Genomic DNA, 22,553 nt, shown 5'->3' with positions numbered 1-22,553 from the left:
GTTTCCTGGGCTATGACGCGGTACTGGCGTACCGCGAACGGCTGGCCGCGGCGGTCACCGGCACCCTCAAGTACTCGTTCCGCCGCAGCCGGCTCGACTTCCAGAACCCTGATAGCCTCATGGGGGACGACGCCAATCCGTTCCGCACGCTGATCAACGAGAGTGCTCAGCACTCCGCCGAGTTTCGCGTCGAGGCGGATGTCAGCGAGCGATCGTCGCTGCGTCTCGGCTACGGCCGGTTGTGGGACCGGCGCGAGCGCAGCGGCCTGGCGGGGGCGTTCGATCCCGATGCCGGCGCGATCGTCCACAGTCCCTTCTCACTGCGCGATACCCCTGGAATCGACACCGCCTGGGTCGAGGCCCAGACGCGGGTGAACGACCGCCTCGATCTCGTCGTCGGCGAGTACTGGGGAGACCAGACCGGCGCGTCGAGCGTGCTGCTGCCGAAGGTGGTGGCGCTGTACCGCCCGGATCGTGCCACGTGGTGGTCATTGGTCGTGAATCCGATCTTCCGCACCGATGCATTGGAACTCGCTCCGGTCGAGGCGCTGGCCGACCCGCGGGGATTGGATTTCCTGGACTTCACCGAGGGCGGCGCGGGACGCTCCTACGAGCTGCGCTACCAGCGACAGGGGAGCCGTTCGACCACGATTACCACCGCGCTCGCCTATCAGCGCGTGCGGGGGCTGTTGGTTGACGTGGAGGACCCCGCGCTGAGCGGCCTCCCCACGCGGGTGTTGATAGACCGCGGTGATCGGTGGGTGGCGGACGCCGGCTACGAGCAGTGGCTGACCGACGCCGTGACGGGGCGCCTGTGGGCGCGATGGCAGACGAGCACCGGGCGGTTCCCGGAGGCACAGGTCAGCGACACCGAGTGGCCCTACACGCCTGAGTGGCAGGCCGGCGGGCGCCTGGACTACATTGACGCGAGTGGGTTGCGTGTCGGACTGGAGACAGTGTGGGTCGGCAGGCGTTTTCACGACCCGCAGAACGTGCAGCGCGTGGACGACTACCCGCTTGTCAACCTGCGCATTCAGTACCAGCGCAACTTGCACGAGAACTACTTCGTTGATCTCATCAATCTTGCCGACCGGGAATACGAATCCTTCGCCGGCTTCCCGCAGCCCGGCCGGACGGTAGTTGCCGGCGTCGAATACCGCTTCTAGTGCGGCGTGAGAAGGAGAGGATCATGAGACCGATGGTGCGGTTCGCCCATCTGCTTGCGTTGGTTGCCCTGGCTATTCTTGCGGTCGCGCTGAGCGGGTGCTCCAGCGGCAGTGCTGGGGGCCCCGTCTCGGCCAGCTCAGGCTCCGCCTCCGGCCAGGCCGCCGCGGCGGTGTTCGTCCAGCAGTGGAGCCAGACGCTGTGGGGCCTGGTCACCAGCCAGACGGGCACGCAGACCCCGTCGTTCGGCGACCCCGTCTTCAACCCGGACGGCTCCGTTACCCAATCGTTCACGGGAGCGGACGGCACGACGGTGGTTCTGACGACATTCCCCGACGGCTCCGCGCGGCTCGACATCACGTGGCCGGATGGCACGACGCAGACGGTGCAACAGTCGGTGCCCCAGTTCGACGGCGTGTCCCGGACGACGACCGACTGGCAACTGACCTCCGGCGACGGACTCTCGGTCAGCTACACCAGCGTCGTGGACGACCAGGGGACTATCTTCGACATCAGTGATGACACGACCGAGCTGCAGGGGACGTCGGTGCTCCCCGGCAACCTGACGCAAGAGTTCCACGTGCTGACGGCGTCGGGTCAGACCGCGGTGCAGGCTACCCAAAGCGACGGCTCGGCCTTTACCTTGACGGTGCCGCTCAGCGCACCGGACTTCACGTTCCCGGACTTCTCCCAGGCGAGCACCGGCGTGTACGGCGGCCCGGGCTTCACCATCACCTTCACGTTGGCCTCGACGGCCGATGCGCCTTCCCGCTGGGCCAAGCTCATGTCGGATCTGGGGGGCGGTGTGACCGGGGAGTTCTCGCTCAATCCCGACTTCTCGGGCTCCGGGCAACTAATCGAGGCGGGGCAACTCACGGCGCTGCTGTCGTGGACGCAAACCGGGGAGACGGAAGTCAGCTTCCTCACCGCGGAACGCAGCGCCACGTCGCCGGCGGGAGCCGCGCTGGATTTCCTGCTGCACCGCTGGCAGACTCTGACCGCGCTGCTGGCTCCCGCGCCTGGGGCTAGCTCGCTGCAAGATCCGTCGCGACTATCCATCTACTCGCCGCGCGCCTCCGGATCCCAGCGGTGATCTTGCGGCGTAGTGTTGCCTGAGCCTGAGGGCGCGCCTGCCGGATCGGCCGGCAGGCGGCTGTACCAGTTGCGGCCGCCGCGCAAGTCGCGGCGGCCGCGAGCGTCCAATCTCTCCAGCGGTGGCTGGTGAACGCACTACTCGGTTAGAAGTCTGCCGACTTTTTCGAGCAGCTCCTCCACCTTGATCGGCTTGTCAATCCAGTCCTGCACCGGCAGGAACTCGCCGGGCTCGTACGTGCCGTCGGTCTGGTCGGGGTAGAAGCGCATCTCGGTCGTTTCGTGGATGCCGGTCGCCATGATGATCGGCACGTTCTTCAGGGCCTCATCTTCCATCTGGCGCATCTTCCACACCAGATGAAACCCCTCGGTTCCTTCGGGCATCATCACGTCCACAACCATGAGGTCGGGCTTGTTGGCGATCGCGGCTGCTTCGCCCTCTTCCTTCGAACCGGCCGTCACGACTTCATGTCCTTTGGTCTGCAGGGCGAGCTGAACCGCCCGCACGATGTTCTGATCGTCGTCCACTACAAGGATCCTTGCCATCGTCGTCGCTCCTCACACCTTACCCGGGATGTTGATGATTACGGCTACGCCGCCGGTGGGTTGGCCAATAACTGCACGCCGACCGCAAACAGACTCAGGGGGCTCTCCGTTGTACTCGGCCGGAGCGCCGTCAGTGCCGCGCCTACTCTCGGCGACACTGGTGCAGTGTACCAGCGCGCGTGCTGTGTCGGCAGCACAATTCCCCGCCGCCGACCGTTCTCCTTTTGACAATCGCCGGCGGATCGGAGATTTCGAGTGAATGTCCCGGATCAGGACGGCACAATGACGGAGCCAGCGGGATGTGATTGGGGCTCTGCAATCGGTGGCGGATGCGTCAGGGCAACGCGCTTGACGCGCCGCTCTCACGCAACTCGTGTGGAGCGGCACAGGGAAGCTCGGGCGCGCGTTTCTCCTGCAAGGCGGTGCGGACCGCCGTCAGCGCTTCCTCCAGCGACGCGGTATCGGGGGGAACGGCTTCCACCGTCACCGGCAGGTCGTAACCGACTTCGTCGAGCGCCGCAAAGAAGCCATCCCACTCGGTCTCGCCGACGCCCGGGAACAGATGTGCGTCATCCTCGCAGTTGTTGGCGTGCCAGTGAATGCCTAGCATGCGGTCGCCCAGGGCGCGGATGTAATCAGCCAAGGGATCTTCACCCAGCATCGCGTGGCCCGTGTCCAGGCAGAAGCCGACCACTTCCGGATCGAGGCCGTCGAGCACCCACTTGACCTCCGCCAATGACCCGCCGAGGTGATCGGGCGGCAGATTCTCAACGGCGATCTTGACGCTCGTCTCTCGCGCGAGCTCGACCAACTCCGCTAGGCTCGCGCGGCTGCGGGCCAGCCGGTCCTCACCGCGCTCCCGCACGCCGACGTGAACGATGACGTGGCGCGCGCCGAGCCTCGCCGCCGACCTGATAATCTTCCTGCGGCCGCGCAGCGCCGCCGCCAGCTTGCCCGGATCCGGTTGTGAGATGTCCCAGGCGTCTTCGCTCGGCTGGGAGAACGGACTGTGAACGGAATGCACGTCGAGAGGGAGCGTCTGGATGACCTGCGCCAGGGCGTCTACAGCGGTCTCATCGGTTAGATCAATGTGTCCATCCGGCGCATCGCCGTGCAGCTCGATCAGTCGCACGCCGGCCTGCGCCAACTGTGCCAGCAGTTCCGGTATGGGCTGGGAAAGGGAGTAGAAGGTGGGTATGACGATTTCTCTCATGGGACTGTGCTGTGACTCCTTGTGGTTTGGTCGGGAATCAGGGCTTCGGGTGCGCGCTATCTGCCGCATCCAGCCGGTACACGACAGCGGATCGTGGTGCCGACGCCCAGCTCGCTTTCCACTTCAATTGTTCCACTGTGGGCGTCAATTACGTTCTTGACAATCCGCGTTCCCAGCCCCGTTCCCATTGGCTTTGTGCTAATTGCTTCGTCGGTGAAGAGTCTGGCCTTGACGTGTTCGGGCATGCCCGGACCGGTGTCGGCGCACTCGATGAGGAGGTAGTCTCCCTCAGGGAATTTCCCATCCGGCCGGCCATCGAAACGCAAGACAATCGTATCGCCCTCGTCACAGGCGTCAATGGCGTTGAAAATCAGGTTGTACAGCGCATTGTAGATCTGCTTTCCGTCTACCATAGCAGGAGGCAGCTCGCGCACCGACTCGATGGTCAGACCGACGTCCTTCTTCCGCGCTTGGGGAGTGAGCATGGTGCCCACTCGTCGCGCGATTGCCACGACGTCGGTCGGCTCGAAGTGCGGCTCGGACACTATGCCCTTGACGGCAGCGGCGATCTCGGCCATGCGCTGCTGCACCGCATCGCATCCCTCGAGTACCATCGCGATGATCTCCGGGTATGTCCGGCGGAGTTCGGCCAGGGCGCCGGCGACCTGCCCGGTCTCCGCCTCGGCGTTGCCCGCACCGCCGAGGTGCTCATCGAATCTTCGGAAACAGTCATCGGCGATGATTTGCAGCGTTTCGGCGCCCGTCATCGCTGGGGTCACCATGTTCTTCACGTCGTGGCTGATGTCGCCGATGAAGCGCATCACCGTCGCCAGACGGGCTTCCTCGTGGAGGCGGATGGTCTTGATGGCGACGGTGACCTGAGCAGCGATGGTCTCGATGAGCTTGACGTCGTACTCATCAAACGGCCCACCGCGCTTGTTCAGTACCTGCATCACCCCAAGGGGCGGGATCTCCGACGATCTGAGCGGAACGGTCACCATGTTCGTCGTGTGATAGCCGACCTTCTCGCCCACCTCGCGCAAGTGAGCGCTCTCCTTGCCGACGTCTTCCGACACCGAGGCCTCGCCCGCCTGAAAGACCTTTCCCGCGAGGCCCTGATCCGGCTCAAGCTCCATGCCCGTCAATTCGTCAGCCTTCTCACCTACGACGTACTTGAAGACGAGTTTCTTCTTGCCGGGGTGGTAGAGCAATATGGACCCAGCTTCCGACTGCGCCGAGGCCAGAGTGGTGTGCAGAGCGTCACGGATCAGCTCGTCCATTTCGGTTGCGGTGCTGAGACCTATGGCAATCCGCCGGACTGCGTCGATCTGGCGTTCGAGTTCCGACACGGCCCGACGCAGATCCTCGACTTCGGCATCTATATGGTTGGTCATCCTCTCAGGCCCCCATGCGAGATTGGATTAGACACAGACATTATAAGTGGTATCGCACCATCCTCGCAACTTCCTGGGGTGAGGCGGGAGTCACGATCGCTCGCACGGCCGCGATGTGATGCGGCTCCGACGCGTTGATCCGCCCCGATCTGTAGTGGAAACGCAAAGGCTCCACAGTGCGGATAGGGGGCGAACTGGGGATCGCCCCTCGCGCGATTAATCGGGCGAGAATGAGATCTCGTACCGCAACGCAGTCCGCATCTCCACGGGGCGGAACTCGACGACATCGCCGGGCTCGACGTAGTCGGGCGGCTGCGTCGGCTGGCGGAGATCGGGGAAGGCTAGCTGCACCCGCCGCGCGCGCGTCAGCACCGCCCACGCCTCCGCAGCCCTGCGGCCTTTGCCGATTCCGCGTAGTTCCCCGGTCTTCAGGGCGACGGACCCGCTTGGCTTCTTCACTTCGTAGATGACGAGTCTGTCGGGGGCCTCGTGGGTGATGGCCAGCGCGCCATCGGCGATGACGGGACCGAAGTCCGCTCGCTTGACGCAGGCGAAGTAGTCATACTCAGGACTGCGCACCACGTCCACGACTTCACCGTCCTGCAGCGCCCGGTACTCGAGGAATTCGTTTGGTCCTTTCACCAGGTAGCCACCGGGCGGCAAGCGGTAGCCCGCAACCGACCAATCGGCGTCGCTGCGGTTGACCCAGGCGGTGGCGCCATTGGAGTACGACACGATGGGCCGGTTGATGTCGTCGTCCTGGAAGTCAACCCGCTCCATACGGCTGAGGCCCAGCATCTGGTGGAACGCCTTGGTCATATAGTAGACCTGCAAGCGCCCGCCAGTATCTTCCTGGCGCGAGCCGTAGTAGACCGATACTGCCTGCGGCCGGCCGAACAGAATCGCCAGATTGACCATCTCGGTGTCGTAGTGGTCGAGGGGATAGTAGATGCCCATGTTGAGCAAGCGCTCGCGGTGCATCTGGTCAATGAAGGGGTAGTACTGCCATTTCGCCGCCTCGATGCCGATCTCTTGCGGGGGGCGCCAGTCCATGAACCATCCGCCGTCCATCACACCGACGTAATCCTCCCCTCCCCCCTCCGACCAGACCGGCGCGTCGCCGAGGTATTGGCGCGCAAAATCGAACAGCTCCTTCTGATACCGCCACTGAGTGCGCGGACCGTAGTGGCGGTGTTCCGAGTCGAAGTAGTGGTCCGGAGGCCACATCGCATGCACATCCAAGTAGAGGGCGTTGGGGGCCACCTCGTCGCGCACGATGCTGAGATTCGAGTACTTCGTGGCAGCGGTGGCGACGAATGCGCGCTCGCCCCGATCGTCGCGATACTCCTGGCCGAAGACGCCCATCACCCGCGTCTGGGCCGCCTGGACGTAGAGCTGCGGCAGCAGCCGCGAGGCGCCCCAGTAGCCGGAAATCATCCTCCCGCTTTCGTAGTAACACACCTGATCGGGCGACCAGCCCTCCATCCTCCGCGGCCCTTCGTGGAAGGCGTCGAAGTAGGTGTCGTAGGTCGCGTACAGCGCGCCGTAAGGCTCCACCAGGTCGCGGTCGCCCGGACTGGGCCGATAGGACAGCCAGACGAAATCGCGCGCGCCTTTCCCCGCCCACTCCTCCAGAAAGTCCTCGTAGCGCTCGCGAATGGGATAGGACGTCATCACGCCCACACGCCCGGGCAGGCGCGACAGCGTGGGAGGAGCGGGAATCTCTATCGTGTCGCGGTACTCCGCAATCGCCTCCTGCAGCCCTTTGCCGGTGATGAGAAACTTGTAGTGAATGGGGGACTCGCAGAAGGTGTACATGTCGTAGCGCCCGAGTGCGGGGTCGCAGACGAAGCCGCGGGCGGGGCCGCCTGTGGCCTGCAGTGCCGTCAGCCCGTTTGCCATCGTCCAGCACCAGAAGCGGCACGTGTTGTAGTTGTGCTTGACGGAGAACGCCCGCGGCCGGTCGAGAACGTACATCCGGCCGAAGAACATCCGCTCCGCTTCGAGGCCGACGCCGCGGTGGTCACCGATGCCGAGGCGGTCGAGTTCCTGGCCTTCGCCGCGCGTGGCTACCTCTATCCTCAGCGCGCGATCGGTCGGCACCATCCACAGTGTGAACGTCATCTGTGTCGGCGCCGCCAGGTCGGGATGGCGCACCGTTTGCTCGACCACAATGCGATCACCCTCGAGTCGCGCATCTGTGGACTCCGGCGTGAAACCGTCCTCGAGATCGTTGATGTGGACGTAAAACCCGTCGAAACTGATTCGTCGCCCATCAACGCTTATCCTAACCGGCCCCCTGAACAATCCGCGAGCCCTGGACACGCGCGCCTCGACGGTTTCGTCGCCCCGCCAGGTCAGCACCAAGTCGTCGCGTTCTGCGCGAGCGCCCACCGTCGCCAGCGTTCTCGCCTGGGCCACGGGAGCCATCGCCAGAGCGATCACCGGGATGAGAAGGGCCGCTTTCAAATCCCTTTACCTCCTTCTTCGACCGGACGGCCACTGATGCGCCGCATCAGCTACGACCCGCGATCGGTTTCACGCGGGCGACCATGATGATGTGGGCGTCGTCAAGGGTCGCGGGACACCTCGAACGCCGCATTCTTGGGTGAATGAGGCAGGTATCCCTGCTCCGAGCGTTGGGGGGGGAGCCGCTCGGAAGGGCTGGACGACGTCATTTGGGATGATAGGTGCTGCGACCGGAGGGAGGCAAGCCAGGCGCGGCGGCTTGACCCATTGCCTCGTCTCTCCCATCACCGCTGAGGCCCGATACACTGAGGAAGGCGGCGGCGATCCGATCCTGTTGCCGCGCGGCATCTCGTCTTCGCTGCAGCGCCGCGCCGCAGGTATCGCCGACGCGCGGGCGGAACCTCAGAGAGAGTTGAGGCCCGCTGATGGTCCGTTCGCTTTGGGGCAGCAGCGCGACTCGCTTCTAGACGTGGAGCAGACGCAACACGACCCCCTACATGGACCCGCGCGGGCGGCTTCGCCGCGCGACGAAACCGACACCCGCCATGAGACGGCGGAGCAGCCGCCGGCAGAAGAACGCCTGACCTGGCGAGCGTTGCTCCTCGCCTGCCTCCTGACGTTCCTCTGCGGCTTCTGGGTGCGTCAAGCCGAGATTGTGGTCGTCGCCTCGCAGATCACGGAGAGCGTGCCCGCAATCCCAGCGATCGCCGTGCTGGCCCTACTCATCATCCTGCGCCCTCTGGTGACGCGGTTGGGGAAGCGGCTGGCGTTGAGTTCCGGCGAGACGCTGCTGATCTACTGCTTCGTCGCGATCGCCATTTCGATGTCGGGATGTGGGGTGATTCGCTTCTGGATCGCGCTCGTCGGCTACCCGTTCTACTACGCGCGGTACAATCCTCCGCTGGCTGCACTGCACCAGCACATTCCCGGGTGGCTGGTGCCCAAGGACCCGGACGTGATCCTGGGGCTCTACGAGGGCGCGCCGGACGGGCGCGTGCCGTGGGGTGCGTGGGCGGTACCGCTCATGGTGTGGGGCGGTTTCTTCCTCGCCCTGTGGGTCGGCATGCTGTGCATGATGGTGCTGGTGAGGCGCCGCTGGGTCGAGGACGAACGTCTCGTCTACCCTATCGTCCACCTGCCGCTCGACCTGCTGGGCGTGCAGCGCCTGGCACCGGATCAGCGCCCCTTTCTGCGCAACCGGGTGATGTGGGCCGGTTTCGGCGTCGCGTTCGTGTACAACCTGGTCAATATCCTCGGCGCGTTGTATCCGGCCGTGCCGACGTTCGGCAAGTCCTGGGACCTCAACCCGTATCTGACCCACTGGCCGTGGACGAGACTTATGCCGCTGGGGCTGCACTTCAGGCCGGCCTTGGTCGGGTTCGGGTTTCTGATGTCAACGGAGATGGCATTCTCCATCTGGTTCTTCTTCCTGGTTTCCAAGATTGAAGCGCTCCTCTTCGTCACCCGCGGTGTGGACATATTCGGGGTCCCCTTCGAACAGGAGCAAAGCCTTGGCGCCTTTCTGCTGATCGGACTCTGGTTGCTCTGGCTGGTGCGCAGGCAAATCGGAGGGGCCTTCCTGGACCTGTTCAAACGGCACCCCGAGGCCGAACCCGACGAGGCGATGCCGCGGCGCTGGGCCCTAGCTGGCGTGCTGCTGAGCTTCGTCGCCGTGTGCGCGTTCTGTCGCATCGCCGGCATGGCGCTGTGGGTCGCCGTCGCCTACCTGGGCATCGTGCTGCTGGTGGCGCTTGTGTGCGCCCGCATCCGCGCCGAGGCCGGCATGCCTTTGGTGTGGCTGTTCCCCTACTATCAGCAAAGCAAAGTGCTGACTTACACGCTGGGCACGAACGCGTTTCTGTCCGGCACTTTCCCCGGCACTCTGACTCTGCTCGCGCTGTTGACGTTCTTGTCGCGAGGCTACTTCCCTTCCCTCATCGGATACCAAGCCGAGAGCCTCAAAATCGCGCGGGAGGCCCGGATCAAGCCGCGCCACATGGGCCTGGTTATCGTGCTCGCGTTGATCGTCGGGCTGGCTGTGGCCTACTACTTCCACCTCACCGCCTACTACCGCCACGGCGGCGTGTATCTGCGCGGAGGGATCTGGGGCACATATCAGGCCTGGGAGCGGTACACAGCGGCGGCCGTCGCCCCGACTCACGCTACCCCACCCGACACCTACCGCACGGCCGCGACGATCGGGGGCGCCGCCCTCGCCGGCGGGCTGCTGGTCGGACGCCGACTCCTGATAGGCTTCCCCTTCCACCCGCTGGGCTACGCGGTGGGCACGGCCTATGGCGGGCTGGTTTGGGGGCCATTTTTCATGGTGTGGCTGCTCAAGGTCATCATCCTCAAGTCCGGCGGCATGAGGTTGTATCGGTCGGCCATTCCGTTCTTCCTCGGCCTGGCTCTGGGCCACTTCTTCACGGCAGGCGTGATCTGGGGACTTCTCGGTGCATACGGCGGGGAGGCATTCTGGACGTACGGCGTATGGTTCGGCTAGGCTGCGTTACCCGTACCTGTCTCAGATCAGCGGCATCCTCTCTGCGCGCGCCGCATACACCTTGGTCGCGATTATCCGCCGCGCTGTGCACGTCGCCGGCGGCGATTCAGTCAGTCCTCGGATGCGACAGCGCCGTCAGGGCGCCTGCTCCATCGGCGTCGCACCACGGCAACCGAGCGAACCATTAGCTTCCATCAAAAGAGGGCCTCGATGCCGAGCCGGCCGCGATGAGGGAGCGCAATGCACGGGGTTGATGCGTCGTCAGCCGTGATGGGCGCGCGCGGCAAGATAGGTCCAGTGAGGCAACTGGGTCAGACAGACAACCGCAACGAGCAGAATCAGCCAGAAGTAGTACCACTCCACGCGTTTGAAGGTCGGGCGCAGGTCGTCGAAACGGATGCTCTTGCGGAATAGCGTTGCGGCGAGCCCCACGGTGACGATCGGCGCGAAGAGCACTCCGTAGGGCGTGACGACGGAAAGGATCGCCGTCAGCACCAGGTTCGCCCGGTGCGCCGCCAGCAGCGTTCGGCCGAACACGGCGACGAGCAGCAGCGCGATCACGCCGGCGCTGACGGCGGCGAGGTATTGCCCGTGGGAAACGGACACTGCCCCCCACGCCATCGCTTGCGCGGCGGCCGGATACACCCCCGCTTTCAGCGGATGGATACACGCCGCGAGGGCGCAGAGCGCGCCCACGACGGCGATGCGCGGTCGGTTGACTTCTCTTCCCGGCGCGGGCAGCAGGTAGGCAAAGAGCATCACCAGCCCGGGCAGGAACGCCGGGTGAGCCTGCGCCCAGAGCCAGAAGACGAGGGGAAGCGCGAAGATCCGGTTGCGGCGGCTCTCAACGGCGCCCTCCATCGCGTAGAGCAGCGCGCCGAGACAGAGGACGGACACGGCGGCACCCGGCGCGCCCTGGCCGAGCCGAAGGGTCAGCGCGGTAGCCATCAGGAGGAAGGACGCGCTCAGGTGGTCCTCCGTCTTCTTCTTGATGCCGATGAAGAGCGCGAACAGCCCGGCGGTGGCCAGGATTGCGCCCCATACGGGCGACGGGAAAAGCCACGCATCGGATAGCCAACTTGCGGCCCAGGCCGACCTCGCCGCGGCGGGATGGGCCGGCAGGAGTAGGAGGAAGATGACGAAGAAGCCGCTCGCCATGCCGACGTACTCCATCTTCAGGCGGCGGCCGAGACGTTCGACCGCGTCGACGTGATGAACAGCGGTTCTCGTGTCTGTCAAATGCGTACCGTCCTCGACTGGGATTCGGATGGACTGATGGCGGAACAAGCCAGCCGCGGCAGGGTCTGGGGGCCTGATCTCGTGTGTCGTCCACGTTTTGGGCGGAAATGAGGCCTACGAGCCACCATCTAGTTCAGTAAGCGAGGCGAGTCTTCCTGTTTCGGGAATCGAACTGAGGCGCCGCGCACGTTATTCTGACGCGGTTCATTTCCGACCGCGAGGCTCGCAGACCGCAGAATCATCCTCACGAGCCCTGGCGAGGCTTGGCCTCGTTCCGTGGTCGAGGCCGTGAAGAAGCGCGGTCAGGAGCAACAAGGGGAACCGGGGCCGCACCCGCAGTCGCCGTCCTTCTTCCCGGCCAGCGCCTCTCGCATGAGCGCATAGGCACAGCCGACGCCGCAGTCCACTGCAATGGCGCCGGTGGGGCAATTGAGTGGGCAGGCGCCGCACTCCATGCAGGCGCCGTGGCGCACGAGTTGCGCCACCTCTTCGCCCGCCTCGAATACGCCGTGCGGGCAGACCATGCTGCACATCCCACAGTTGATGCACAGCTCGGGGTCGTACGTCAATGTGTTGGCAGCAGACGCGACAGTCACCGGTAGTCTCCCAATACCCTGATCGTGACGGACGTAATCGCGAGGACTATGCCCGCACCGAACACCCATGCCATGACGGGAACATAGCGGAATATCTCGCGCCTGACGGCGGTTCGTGATGTAAACGGCGTTGCCCCGGTGAAGTTGAGGGCAAGAAAGGCCGTCAGCGGCAGCGACGCCAGGAGATACGCAAGCGCCCGGATCGCCCTGAAGTACACTGGCGCGTCCGGCGTGCGCAGGCACAGTGCAAGCGCGAAGGGCACCGCCACAATGCCTCCGAGCATGAACCCTTTGGCGCTGAAGTCCCGGACGGGGAGCCACGGTAGTAGGATAGGGAACGCGACAGTGCCGCCGAGCACCGCGGCGATGAGGCCGATGGCTCCCAGCGCACCAAAGACGAAGTACGCGATCACAGCGGCAACCACCATTGGCAGCAGCGCGTGCACGAGTTCCACGGGGATCAGAACCAGGCGCTCCAGCAAGGCGAAGGTGACGCGGCGCATTTCCGGCGTTGCCTGGCGCGTCTCGAGATAGGCAGGCAAGTCAACCGCGCGCACGGGGCCGTACTCGATAGCGAACCCTGAGCGCTGTGCGACCTCTTGTGCCGCGACGCCCGCGGCGCTGAGCTGAGGCAGGATGAGCGAGCGATGCCGGACGATGTGCGCGAGGCCGGTTGCCTCGACTTGGCGCACCACCTCGTCGGCGCAGAAGGTTCCTTTGCCGGCCGCACACCACACGTTGATCCCCTCGGTGTCGAGCACCATGATGTAGCCGTCAATGCCCGCGAGCGCCGACCGCAGCGCGTCGAAGCTCAGCGTGTAGTTGGCAGTGACGAACACCGGCGAATCCATCGTGGGCCGCCCCAACGCGTAGAGCCCAGGCTCGACTCTGTGCCCGGCGCGGTTGACCCCCCACCGGGCCAGGAGATGATCCCAGCGGCACGCAAGGGGAATGGCGCTGGTGGTGTGCTCGATGCGGGCTTGGTTGACTGATGCGCTGCATTCACACACGGCCCGGTTGGACTCCTCGACTCTCGGAGTACAGTGCGCCGGTCAGTCGCAATCGGCGCTGTCTGAAGAAGTTTTTCGCTACCGCATCATTCGATCCCTGTGGCCTGCACTGTTCATCGCTGTCACAGGTCGGTGGTACGCTCCTCGCGCGCCCGCCGCCTCGAAGCTCGTCTCCCGTGTCGCGCGCCATGCCTACCGATTCCGCCTCTGGCCGACCGCCGGCGCGTTCGCCCCGGTCCAGGCTCATAGACCGGCGATGCGGCGACTCTCAAGTGCGTTCCATCCTTGACCAAGACGCAAATGCTGCGTACAACGGACAGGAGCCTGCTCCCGTCTACGTGAAGAATCGCCCATGGGCGGCAGCCCTGAACTCGGTGTCGCCTAGAGAGTCTCGGGCGCTGCCGCACGCAAGCGCTCCGGAGCGCGGCGCAGTTGCGCCATCGGGATTAGTCCGGAACCGGTGCCCGCGCCGGCCTGAAGCTCCATGGGAATACGATAATGCGCTCAATCAAGCGAGATATGCGTCGGTCGCGCCGGCGGTGGTTTTGTGTCTCTGTGATCGTGTTGCTGCACCTCGCCGGGTCCGCAGCATCGGGCGCTGGCAAGGACAGGGACTGGTCCGGACTGCTCCCGGATCAGCCCGTGGAGACGATCACCATCACTGCTGAACGGCCCTCTGCCCCACGCGCGGAGCTGGCTGTGTATGAGTCCTCGCGGCTGCCCTCTGAGGCCCTGCCCATCTTGAGGTACAACCTGCAGGACCGGCGCGAGACGACAGCGCTGCTGATCGTTGCGGCGCTCGCCGAGCCCCTGCGGAGACTGGATCAACACGTTATCGCCACGGCCACAACGGAGAGCGCCGAGCATCCTAAGATCGAGGCCGTATCCCACACGCTGACCGACCTAGGCAACTGGCCCGCGATGGGGGTTGTGTGCGCAGCTCTATACGCCGGGGGTGATTCCCGCTCACGCCACGCGGCCCAGGATTTCGCCTCCGCGGGGCTGACGACGACCGTGATGGTTGGTCTGCTGAAACGCACGGTCCAGCGACCGCGGCCCAATGAACCCGGCGACGGTTCGGGCGATACCAGCTTCTCCTTTCCGTCTGGTCACGCCGCCAGCGCCTTCTCGGCTGCCACCGTCATCGCCCACCACTACCCTGATCTGCGCGAGCCGGCGTACGTCGGCGCCGCCCTTATCTCGGTGTCTCGCGTTGCCCTGCGCCGTCATTATCCCACCGATGTCGCCGCCGGTGCGCTGGTGGGAATCCTCGTCACGAAGCAAGTGCTGAAGCATAACGGGAATCTCCTGGAATGGCGGTGGTGAGGCCGACCGCAGTCAACACCCGGGAGCCCGCATCCCGCGAGGGGGGATGGTACCGGGTGCCACCGGTGGGTCATCTTCGGCCGTGCCGGGACGACGCTGACGACCGACGCCATCTGACGAACAGGTAGGCGACTGCTGTGATCGCCAACAGCGGCACGGCCAGAAACGCGCCGGTGTAACTGAACAGGATGGTGAGCGGCGATCTCTCGAAGAACTCCGACTTCAGTCGCGGCAAGACCGCGACGGTCCTGACCATCTCGCTGAACGGGAACTCCTCCTTCTCGCCGACGGCCAGGACGTATTTGCCGCGGTTGCCGGAGTTGAAGACGGTGATCGTGTACTCCCCCGCTTCGACATCCTTGCTGAACTCCGGGCCGCGGTAGTAATCATCGCCGCCAAAGGGCTCGTGGAACTCGGTCCAGCGGAAGTTCGGGCCGTCGAGTTCTGCAACCAAGTTGCCCTTGCCGTCGCGGATTTCCGCGGAGATGTTCTTCTGAATGCCGGGGATTCTCGGCACCAGAACGTTGACATACAAGATGAAGGGATGATCGGAACGCACTGCGAAGAGTCGAGGCGCGCCGTCGAGTTCGCCGTAGTAGGCTTTGGAAACCTCAGGGGCCTCGACCACTATCGGCGTCTTGCCCGATTCCACGATCCTGGGTTGGTGGGCCGAGGCACTGCAGGCACAGAGCACCAGCCCGAGAGTGAGTATGGGCAACGCGACCGCCACTCTCCTCATATGCCACCTCTGGGTCAGCACGCGCGATGACCTCATGGGGTCCGTGTATTCGCAGGGCTCCAAGTCAGGCGAATCACGCTGGCAGACTCCGTTCGGGAGGAGTCTCGATGCCGCGGCTCCGCCGGCGCCGCGAGCGGCGCTGCGGAGCACTTGCGCGCGGCGATAGCTGAACGGCTGAAACGTGGATTCGCGTGCGGCGGCGAGGCATCCTGTCGGGTGCGGGCACGAAGCGAGGCCGTGTGCTATGCGACCTGCCCACACCCGTTGCGCCGTGCCGCCGAAGGTAACTGACGGCGGCGCGCCGAACAGCAGTCCAGAAGCGCATGGCTTCGCGACGTTCTTGCTTAGCCCCATGCTACGGAGCGCGAACGATATGGAGAGCAGCACTGTGAAGGGATTCCTGACGATCTGTCAACAGGGCGCGCCGCTGATCGCGGCGTTAGTGATCGTGTGCGGCTTGACTGCGATGTCGGCGGCGGCTGAGCAGGTTGACCCGCGCATCAGTGAAGACGATGACGCGTACCTGAGTCGGCAAGCTCAGGCGCTGCTCGCCCAGGTTAACGAGACGCTGAGCCGCGTGCCGCCGCAAGTGCCCGAGCCGCCCGAACGCCGCTTAGCGCTGCTCGTGCTCGACGGCGTGCTACACGAGCAATACGCGCCGAGCCGGCCGCCGGTTCAAGAGTTCTACCGCGCGCGGATAGAACGCGCCGTCGCGCAGATGGAGGGCACGCGGGTCAGTGAAGGCGCGATCATCTGGAAGCTCTACAACCACGGTTTCGTCGTGCGCACGGCGACGGTGACCCTGGCGTTCGACGTGTATCGCGGGCCGCAGGGGTTCCGCGTAAGCGACGCGGAAGGCGGCCGAAGCATCGGCCTGAGCCCGGGCTTTCCGATCCCCGACGACTTGGCGGAGCGCCTGGTGCGGCAGTGCGACGTGCTCTTCATCAGTCACCGCCACGGCGATCATGCGGACGAGTGGATCGCGCGGACCTTCCTCGCTCACGGCAAACCGGTCGTCGCGCCGCCCAATGCCTTCGAGGGGTCGCCCATCCACGAGCAGATCACGCGTCTGAAGCGTGAGGCGCACACCGTGCAGCGCTTGCCGATTCAGGACGGGGCGCGGCAACTCGAGGTGGTCGTGTACCCGGGGCAGCAATACCAGGGGAGTGGTCTCCCGAACAACGTCGCGCTGGTGTTCACTCCGGAGGGCATGTCGTTTGCCCACAACGGCGATCAGATCAACGATCCATATCCGGCATACCAGGAGGACTACGAGTGGATTGACAAGGTGCGCGAGCACCACCGCGTTGACGTGTTGATGACCAACTGCTGGCTCAATGACATCTACCGGCTCACGCGCGGGTTCAATCCGAAGTTGGTGATCCCCGGACACGAGAACGAGCTGAGCCACCCCGTATGGGACCGGGTGCCCTACTGGCGCGACGCGGAGTACCTGGGCACGACGTACCCCCAGCTGCTCGCATCGGACTACCCCGTCCTACCGATGACGTGGGGGGAATCCTACCACTATAAGGCGCCCGGGCGCTGATCGGCGATCCGGATGTCACCCCCTGGCGTGATCGCCCCTTCGACGCAGACCCTGCTGACGCCGACGTGTGCCGGGTATGGACGCCTGGGGTCGACCAGACAAAGGAGCATATGACTGATGCTGCGAACGCCGTTTGCCAGCGAGCGGATTCAACGAGTGGACCCCCGGACCGGCGTGAAGGTGATCCAGCTCACCAGCTATCCGACCCCGAGCGCGCATTTCCTGTACGACTGGCCGTGCATCACGCCCGACAACCAGCACGTCGTCCTGTTCTGCCAGCGCGCCGCCGCCCGCGATGCGCCATGGGATCTGTTCCGCGTTGATACCGACGGGCTGAACCTCTTTCAACTGACGGAGCGCGGCGAGAGCATGGAGGAGGGGGGCTATTACGGTCGCCCCGCCGCCCGCCTGGCGTTGGACGGTAGAACCATCTACTGTGTGTGGGGCTATACGTTGTGCGCGGTCGAGGTGGAAACCGGTCGCGTGGATGAGCAGTGCTCGCTGCACGAGCACTGCCCCCAGGGGAGTCGCGTTCGCAATCTCCACATATCCGCCGACGGGCGGCGGCTGTTCATCCTCCACGGCGCGCACCCATCGGGCGGGGTCATCCGCGTTGATCTCGACACCGGCGAAACCACGCCGGTCGAAGTCGACGGACACCTCTTCGCTTGCGACCCCACGGGTCCACGGCTCATCGTGACGAAAGGCACCGTCGAATGGGGCACGGTTGCGCGCGAAGACGGCTCGCGCAACGTAACCAACACCGGCGAACTCCAGGCGAAGTGGCTCGCGGACGAGGACGGCAACGATATTGGGAACTTCTGCCCCGAGATGTACGCGCATGCCACGCTGTTGGGGAGCCGCCTGGCCGTGCAAGGATGCGGCAAGCCGCCGCACAAATGCATCTGGCTCGCGGAGCAAGGCAGCGACCCGCGCAAGCTCGCGGCGGGGCCGTACTTCTGGCACTCCGGCGCTTCATGGAACGGCGAATGGATTGTCGCCGATACGAATTGGCCCGACCAGGGCCTCCAGCTCATCCACGTGCCCACGGGCCATTTCGCGGCGCTGTGCCACGCGGGCGCCAGCCAGGATCATTATGAGTTCGGCCATCCGCACCCGTGCCTGTCGCAAGACGGCAGCCTGTGCGTGTTCCGTTCGGACCGCACGGGCATCCCGCAGATCTACGTCGCGCACATTTCGGGCGAGTTTCGCGAGCGCGTCATTGCCGGGGAGCTGGACGGCGCGAGCAAGTGGCTCTGACGCCCAGCGAAGGGACATAGTGAGCCATTCGGCGCGCACAGCGCGCGAGCGAACGCGATGACGTCCAGCTCATACGAGTTCAGGCCGCTGGAAGTCCGAGGATTGAAGGCTCCGGTTGCAGTTGCGACCGATGTCGTCTTCGGCCGAGGCGGAAGGAGAGATCTGAAGCTCGACCTCTACCGCCCGGCCGACGGCAAGGAGTCCCTTCTGCCGGCGGTTGTGTTTATCCACGGCGGCGGGTGGCACGGGGGAGAGAAGGAGAGCTATCGCGATCTGGCGGCGCGAGTCGCGTCACACGGTTACGCGTGCGCGTCGGTGGACTACCGAGTCTCCGTTGATGCTCCGTTCCCGGCGGCGTTGGAGGACTGCAAGTGCGCGGTGCGCTGGCTGCGAGCGCGTGCGGCGGAGAGCCGGGCGGATCCGCGTCGTATCGCGGTATGGGGCCACTCGGCGGGCGGGCATCTGGCGGCGATGGTGGCACTGACGCCAGGTCAGTTCGAGGGCGAGGGAGGCAGCTCACACCTCCCGAGTCGCGCGCAGTGCGCGCTGTGCTGCTCTGCTCCGTTTGATCTTGCGGCGTTGTGGCAGACCTTGCGCCCGGCGGTGGAGCAGTTCCTCGGCGCCGCTGCTGTTGATCGCGCTGCGGCCTGCGCGCGGGCGAGCCCGATCAGCTATGTCGCGGCGAGCGCCACGCCGTTCCTGGTGTGCCACGGGGGCGAGGATGACCTGGTGCCGGTCAAGCAGTCCGACGCATTCGTCGCGGCGCTGCGCGCAGCCGAGGCGCCGGTTGAATTCCTGCGAATGGCCGGTATCGGGCATGACCTAGATCAGCAAAGCGCGGAAGTCTTCGGCCGTGCCCTCACGTTCCTGGACACACATCTGAAGCCGTCGCCTGCCTGAGCGCCGCGTCCGCGCCTGCGCCTTCGGCAACTGCATCCTCTCCCTCACGCGGGCGTCAGGCGCACGCGCAGAGTGGTGGTGCCTGTGGGCACGTCGAGCCGCACGAAGAGCAGCGTGTCCTCGATTTGCCTCCAGTCTGCCGCACCCTCGACCTCGCGCACGCGCCAGCGCGCGAAATCGTACCAGAATGACACCCCGAAGGGCAGCGCCTTGTCGCTCAGGATCGTGAACTCGAAGTCGCCGGATTCGACCATTTCCTTGCCGTAGGGCACGCGCACCTTCGGCACCTCCCGCTCCGCGAAGAAGTGCTTGTCATCGGGATCGCCGGCTCCGCGGTAATTGCGCAGCAGCACCGGCTCGAACTTGCCCTCGATGAACGCGAGCTGACAGTCCGCATCGTAGTACAGGAACGTGCGCGGCCACGGGCCGGGCGGCGTGCCCTTCGTGTACCAGTAGGCCATCGGCCCGGTGGGGATGTCGTCGAATAGCATGTACGCGGGAGCAGTGCCGTGCGGATTCTGGCGGCGATAGGCATCGGCCGCTTGGGGCAGGGTCATCAGCTCCACGCCGGGCTTGCTCTGCACATACTCGAACAACGCGTCCATCATCTCGGCGGAGTCGGCGATGTCCTCCGGCGTGTACGAGCGGCAGACGTCGCTGTACTCCATCTCGTGTGCTTCCTGATGCATGGCGAAGAAGACGAGGTCGTTGTGCGCCAGGTTGCGGTGGTACTGATCGAACATCGCCGCCCAGTAGGCGATGTCGCGGCCGTGGACGAGATCGGCGCGGGCGACATCATTGGGGTCGGAGGAGAAGATCGTCGGGTTGCCGGAGTGCACGGACTTGCAGAGGTCGCGCGCGGTCCACTCGAATGAGACGAGGGGTGCGGGCTTCGCGGCGGGAGCTTTGAAGTTATCCGGCGAGATGTAGTACGTGCCCCAGGGCGCGCCGCGGTCGGTGATTTCATCAATTTCAATCTGCTCCCAGCACGAGCCCCACAGGCCTTCAATGCCCAGCTCGGCGAGCTGATGCACCATCTCATTCGAGCGGTGGCCCGAGCCGACGATGCTGACCTTCGACCACGGGAACAGCGCGCGCAGGCGCTTGAGGTCCGCGCGCGGGTCGTCGCTCGCGCCGGGCGTCGCGGTAGATGAGCCCCAGGACAGGCCGATGTCGTCGCCGAAACGGTAGTGGAAATCCGAGAGTTCGTCCTTGAAGCCTTCCGCCGACTTCGCGTTGACCAACCATGTCACCGGCACGCCGCGACCGTGTGCGACCTCGGCCATGCGGTGAAGCCCGTCTCGCGGCAGGCCGCGGCCCCACGGCGCGTCAACGTAATAGGCCAGAGAGGTGAAGGTGAAGATCATTCGTCCCACGGCACGTCTCCTGTGCGGGATGGCGGTGCTCGGTCTGGCAGGTGATTCGTCGGCAAGGCCGGCTTCCCTGCGCGACGCGTCGCCCGAGAGGGCGGGGGTGGGTTCGCCGCCGGCATCACGCAGATTAGCCGTCGCAGTGACACGCCGCGGAACCCGCGCAAACGCGATGAGTTGCCGATCCGGCCGGATCGGGTTACTATTTCACGCGAAGGTCTGGACTGCCAGCGCAATAGAATCGAGGATCACGCCAATGTCTCATGCTTCGCCGCCTCCCCCATCCCCGCTCAAAGGCTACACCATCCCGATCATAGATCTTGCCGGCGACGCGCAGCGACAGGTCGTGGTGGACCGAGAGCCGGGCCAGTATCTGGGCCATCCGACGACGGTGCTGCTCGAAGACGGCAAGACGATGATCGCGGTGTACCCCGCCGGCCACGGGAGGGGCCGGATTCACATGAAGCGCAGCACCGACGGCGGGCTGACGTGGAGTGACCGGCTTCCCGTGCCGGACAACTGGGCGACGTCCAAGGAGACGCCGACCATCCATCGCGTGATCGACCCGCGAGATGGAAAGAGGCGCTTGATCGTTTTCTCCGGCCTGTATCCGATCCGCATGTCCGTGTCGGAGGACGACGGCGTCACGTGGACGCCGCTGGCGCCGATCGGCGACTTCGGCGGTGTGGTCACGATGGCCTCGGTGGAACGCTTGCGGGATGGGCGTTATATGGCCCTGTTCCACGACGACGGCCGCTTCCTTCGCGAGGCCGAACAGAGTGCGGATCCGCCGGTGTTCATCGCGTACAAGACGCTGTCGGCCGACGGCGGGCTGACCTGGAGCCAGCCATCGCCCGTCGCGTCGCATCCCAAGGTCCATCTATGCGAGCCGGGATTGATCCGCTCCCCGGACGGGGATCAACTCGCCGTGCTCTTCCGCGAGAACAGCCGCACCCGCAACTCGTTCGTCATCTTCTCCGACGATGAAGGCGAGACGTGGACGGAGCCGCGGGAATTGCCCGGCGCGCTGACCGGTGATCGCCACGTCGGCAAGTATGCGCCCGACGGGAGGTTGTTCATCTCCTTCCGTGACCAGACGCTGGAGAGCCCGACGCAGGGTGACTGGGTCGGTTGGGTCGGCACGTATGATGACATCGTCGCCGGCCGCGAAGGCCAGTACCGCGTGCGGCTGATGCAGAACCATCGCGGTGCGGACTGCGCGTATCCCGGCGTCGAGGTGCTGCCCGACGGCACCTTCGTCACGACGACGTACGGGCACTGGATCGAGGGCGAAGAGCCGTTCGTGGTGAGCGTGCGCTTCACGCTCGCAGAGCTTGACGCGCTCGCCCCAGGCGCGCGGTAGAACCGGGGCGGGGGCCGGCGCGGTGTGATGGAGATGGAGATCCTGATATGGCGGAAACGGTTCGAGCGTATGCCGCCGAGCCGACGTGGAAGCTGGCCCTGCGTGGAATCGTCCGGACGAGCCTGTTCGCGGTGCTCTTCATATCAGCGGGGCGCATCGGTTGGACGCGGGCGTGGATCCTGTTTGGGCTCATGCTGTTGACGGTCGCGGCCAACCTCATCGTGATCCTGCGCAGTAACCCGCGGCTGCTGCGCGAGCGACTCAAGAAAGACGAGGCGAGCAAGTCGTTCGACAGGGTGTTTATGGCCGTCGCCATTCCGGTGTCGTTGGCGATTCTCATCGTGCCGGGGCTCGATGCGGTGCGATTCGGCTGGTCCTCGCTGCCGCTGGGGTGGCTCTACGTCGGGGCAGCGCTGCACCTGTTAGGCGATGTCCCGATGGCGTGGGCGATGGCGACGAACCCGTACCTCGAGCGGACGGTTCGCATCCAGGACGACCGCGGGCACACCGTCATCACCTCGGGCCCGTATCGCATGGTGCGCCATCCGATGTATGTGGGGTTGCTCGTGATGATGGCGGGCTGGCCGCTGATCCTTGGGTCGGTGTGGACCTACGTCCCGGTCGCGCTGCTGGGGATTCTCGTCGTGCTGCGCACTGCGTTTGAGGACCGAACGCTGCGTGAAGAGCTTCCCGGCTACGCAGAATACGCCCGGCGCACGCGCCATCGCCTGCTGCCGGGCGTATGGTAGCGCGACGCGAATCAGCCCACGCCAGAGGTCGCGCCTCGGCTGTTGGCGCCGTCCCGCGGACCGGCGAATTC

Annotated in this window: 18 protein-coding genes; 9 read left to right on the top strand and 9 right to left on the bottom strand. The window is 65.2% G+C overall.

Annotation, left to right across the window (positions count from 1 at the left end):
- Both JSV65_07615 and JSV65_07610 read left to right on the top strand, forming a co-directional pair.
- On the top strand, positions 1-1,166 hold a 1,166-nt coding region (locus JSV65_07615; GenBank protein ID UCH36210.1), incomplete at its 5' end, for a TonB-dependent receptor.
- Between the two features lie 23 nt (positions 1,167-1,189).
- Positions 1,190-2,257 (top strand): hypothetical protein, encoded by a 1,068-nt coding sequence (locus JSV65_07610; GenBank protein ID UCH36209.1) that lies wholly within the window; start codon positions 1,190-1,192, stop codon positions 2,255-2,257.
- Between the two features lie 137 nt (positions 2,258-2,394).
- Here the strand turns inward: JSV65_07610 and JSV65_07605 are convergent, their stop codons facing one another.
- From JSV65_07605 to JSV65_07590, 4 genes are all read right to left on the bottom strand, one after another.
- Entirely contained in the window at positions 2,395-2,802 is a 408-nt protein-coding gene (locus JSV65_07605) for a response regulator (GenBank protein ID UCH36208.1), read from the bottom strand.
- A gap of 334 nt (positions 2,803-3,136) precedes the next feature.
- Positions 3,137-4,015, bottom strand: coding sequence for a sugar phosphate isomerase/epimerase (locus tag JSV65_07600; GenBank protein ID UCH36207.1), 879 nt, complete (start codon positions 4,013-4,015; stop codon positions 3,137-3,139).
- A 56-nt stretch (positions 4,016-4,071) separates the two neighbouring features.
- Positions 4,072-5,409: a GAF domain-containing sensor histidine kinase gene (locus tag JSV65_07595; protein ID UCH36206.1), complete on the bottom strand. Its 1,338-nt coding sequence runs from the start codon at positions 5,407-5,409 to the stop codon at positions 4,072-4,074.
- Between the two features lie 216 nt (positions 5,410-5,625).
- Entirely contained in the window at positions 5,626-7,878 is a 2,253-nt protein-coding gene (locus tag JSV65_07590; GenBank protein UCH36205.1) for a hypothetical protein, read from the bottom strand.
- 259 nt (positions 7,879-8,137) lie between these two features.
- On the opposite strand from JSV65_07590, the gene JSV65_07585 reads away from it, so the two are divergent.
- Positions 8,138-10,381, top strand: coding sequence for a hypothetical protein (locus tag JSV65_07585; GenBank protein ID UCH36204.1), 2,244 nt, complete (start codon positions 8,138-8,140; stop codon positions 10,379-10,381).
- Between the two features lie 261 nt (positions 10,382-10,642).
- On the opposite strand, the gene JSV65_07580 is transcribed toward JSV65_07585, so the two are convergent.
- The 3 genes from JSV65_07580 to JSV65_07570 form a co-directional block, all read right to left on the bottom strand.
- On the bottom strand, positions 10,643-11,620 hold the full coding sequence (locus JSV65_07580; protein UCH36203.1) for a hypothetical protein: 978 nt from the start codon (positions 11,618-11,620) through the stop codon (positions 10,643-10,645).
- A gap of 302 nt (positions 11,621-11,922) precedes the next feature.
- The gene (locus JSV65_07575; protein UCH36202.1) at positions 11,923-12,285 is read right to left on the bottom strand and encodes a ferredoxin family protein; all 363 of its coding nucleotides are present in this window, start codon (positions 12,283-12,285) and stop codon (positions 11,923-11,925) included.
- Positions 12,213-13,190 carry a carbon monoxide dehydrogenase gene (locus JSV65_07570; GenBank protein UCH36722.1) on the bottom strand — a complete coding sequence of 326 codons (978 nt, stop codon included), beginning with the start codon at positions 13,188-13,190 and terminating at the stop codon, positions 12,213-12,215. The genes JSV65_07575 and JSV65_07570 overlap by 73 nt, the downstream gene beginning before the upstream one ends.
- A gap of 534 nt (positions 13,191-13,724) precedes the next feature.
- On the opposite strand from JSV65_07570, the gene JSV65_07565 reads away from it, so the two are divergent.
- The gene (locus JSV65_07565; GenBank protein ID UCH36201.1) at positions 13,725-14,552 is read left to right on the top strand and encodes a phosphatase PAP2 family protein; all 828 of its coding nucleotides are present in this window, start codon (positions 13,725-13,727) and stop codon (positions 14,550-14,552) included.
- Positions 14,553-14,622: 70 nt separating this feature from the next.
- Here JSV65_07565 and JSV65_07560 read toward each other — a convergent pair whose 3' ends face one another.
- Positions 14,623-15,291 carry a hypothetical protein gene (locus JSV65_07560; protein UCH36200.1) on the bottom strand — a complete coding sequence of 223 codons (669 nt, stop codon included), beginning with the start codon at positions 15,289-15,291 and terminating at the stop codon, positions 14,623-14,625.
- A 373-nt stretch (positions 15,292-15,664) separates the two neighbouring features.
- On the opposite strand from JSV65_07560, the gene JSV65_07555 reads away from it, so the two are divergent.
- From JSV65_07555 to JSV65_07545, 3 genes are all read left to right on the top strand, one after another.
- The gene (locus tag JSV65_07555; GenBank protein UCH36199.1) at positions 15,665-16,840 is read left to right on the top strand and encodes a hypothetical protein; all 1,176 of its coding nucleotides are present in this window, start codon (positions 15,665-15,667) and stop codon (positions 16,838-16,840) included.
- 117 nt (positions 16,841-16,957) lie between these two features.
- A complete protein-coding gene (locus JSV65_07550; GenBank protein UCH36198.1) occupies positions 16,958-18,100 on the top strand; it encodes a hypothetical protein in 1,143 nt (380 codons plus the stop codon).
- A 102-nt stretch (positions 18,101-18,202) separates the two neighbouring features.
- A complete protein-coding gene (locus tag JSV65_07545) occupies positions 18,203-19,000 on the top strand; it encodes an alpha/beta hydrolase (protein UCH36197.1) in 798 nt (265 codons plus the stop codon).
- Between the two features lie 44 nt (positions 19,001-19,044).
- Here JSV65_07545 and JSV65_07540 read toward each other — a convergent pair whose 3' ends face one another.
- The gene (locus tag JSV65_07540; GenBank protein ID UCH36196.1) at positions 19,045-20,376 is read right to left on the bottom strand and encodes a hypothetical protein; all 1,332 of its coding nucleotides are present in this window, start codon (positions 20,374-20,376) and stop codon (positions 19,045-19,047) included.
- 250 nt (positions 20,377-20,626) lie between these two features.
- Between JSV65_07540 and JSV65_07535 the strand changes: the two genes are divergently transcribed.
- Both JSV65_07535 and JSV65_07530 read left to right on the top strand, forming a co-directional pair.
- Positions 20,627-21,733, top strand: coding sequence for an exo-alpha-sialidase (locus JSV65_07535; GenBank protein UCH36195.1), 1,107 nt, complete (start codon positions 20,627-20,629; stop codon positions 21,731-21,733).
- Positions 21,734-21,780: 47 nt separating this feature from the next.
- Positions 21,781-22,482, top strand: coding sequence for an isoprenylcysteine carboxylmethyltransferase family protein (locus JSV65_07530; protein ID UCH36194.1), 702 nt, complete (start codon positions 21,781-21,783; stop codon positions 22,480-22,482).
- Positions 22,483-22,553 lie beyond the last annotated feature (71 nt).

The sequence above is a fragment of the Armatimonadota bacterium genome (assembly GCA_020354555.1).
Lineage (GTDB): Bacteria > Armatimonadota > Hebobacteria.
This window is presented reverse-complemented; position numbering and strand designations above follow the sequence as displayed.

Coding starts and splice junctions, on each gene's coding strand:
- JSV65_07595 (UCH36206.1), bottom strand. CDS start 5,409: ATGACCAACCATATAGATGCCGAAGTCGAGGATCTGCGTCGGGCCGTG.
- JSV65_07575 (UCH36202.1), bottom strand. CDS start 12,285: ATGGGTGTTCGGTGCGGGCATAGTCCTCGCGATTACGTCCGTCACGAT.
- JSV65_07555 (UCH36199.1), top strand. CDS start 15,665: ATGGAGAGCAGCACTGTGAAGGGATTCCTGACGATCTGTCAACAGGGC.
- JSV65_07535 (UCH36195.1), top strand. CDS start 20,627: ATGTCTCATGCTTCGCCGCCTCCCCCATCCCCGCTCAAAGGCTACACC.
- JSV65_07550 (UCH36198.1), top strand. CDS start 16,958: ATGCTGCGAACGCCGTTTGCCAGCGAGCGGATTCAACGAGTGGACCCC.
- JSV65_07605 (UCH36208.1), bottom strand. CDS start 2,802: ATGGCAAGGATCCTTGTAGTGGACGACGATCAGAACATCGTGCGGGCG.
- JSV65_07530 (UCH36194.1), top strand. CDS start 21,781: ATGGCGGAAACGGTTCGAGCGTATGCCGCCGAGCCGACGTGGAAGCTG.
- JSV65_07610 (UCH36209.1), top strand. CDS start 1,190: ATGAGACCGATGGTGCGGTTCGCCCATCTGCTTGCGTTGGTTGCCCTG.
- JSV65_07600 (UCH36207.1), bottom strand. CDS start 4,015: ATGAGAGAAATCGTCATACCCACCTTCTACTCCCTTTCCCAGCCCATA.
- JSV65_07565 (UCH36201.1), top strand. CDS start 13,725: ATGCGCTCAATCAAGCGAGATATGCGTCGGTCGCGCCGGCGGTGGTTT.
- JSV65_07560 (UCH36200.1), bottom strand. CDS start 15,291: ATGAGGAGAGTGGCGGTCGCGTTGCCCATACTCACTCTCGGGCTGGTG.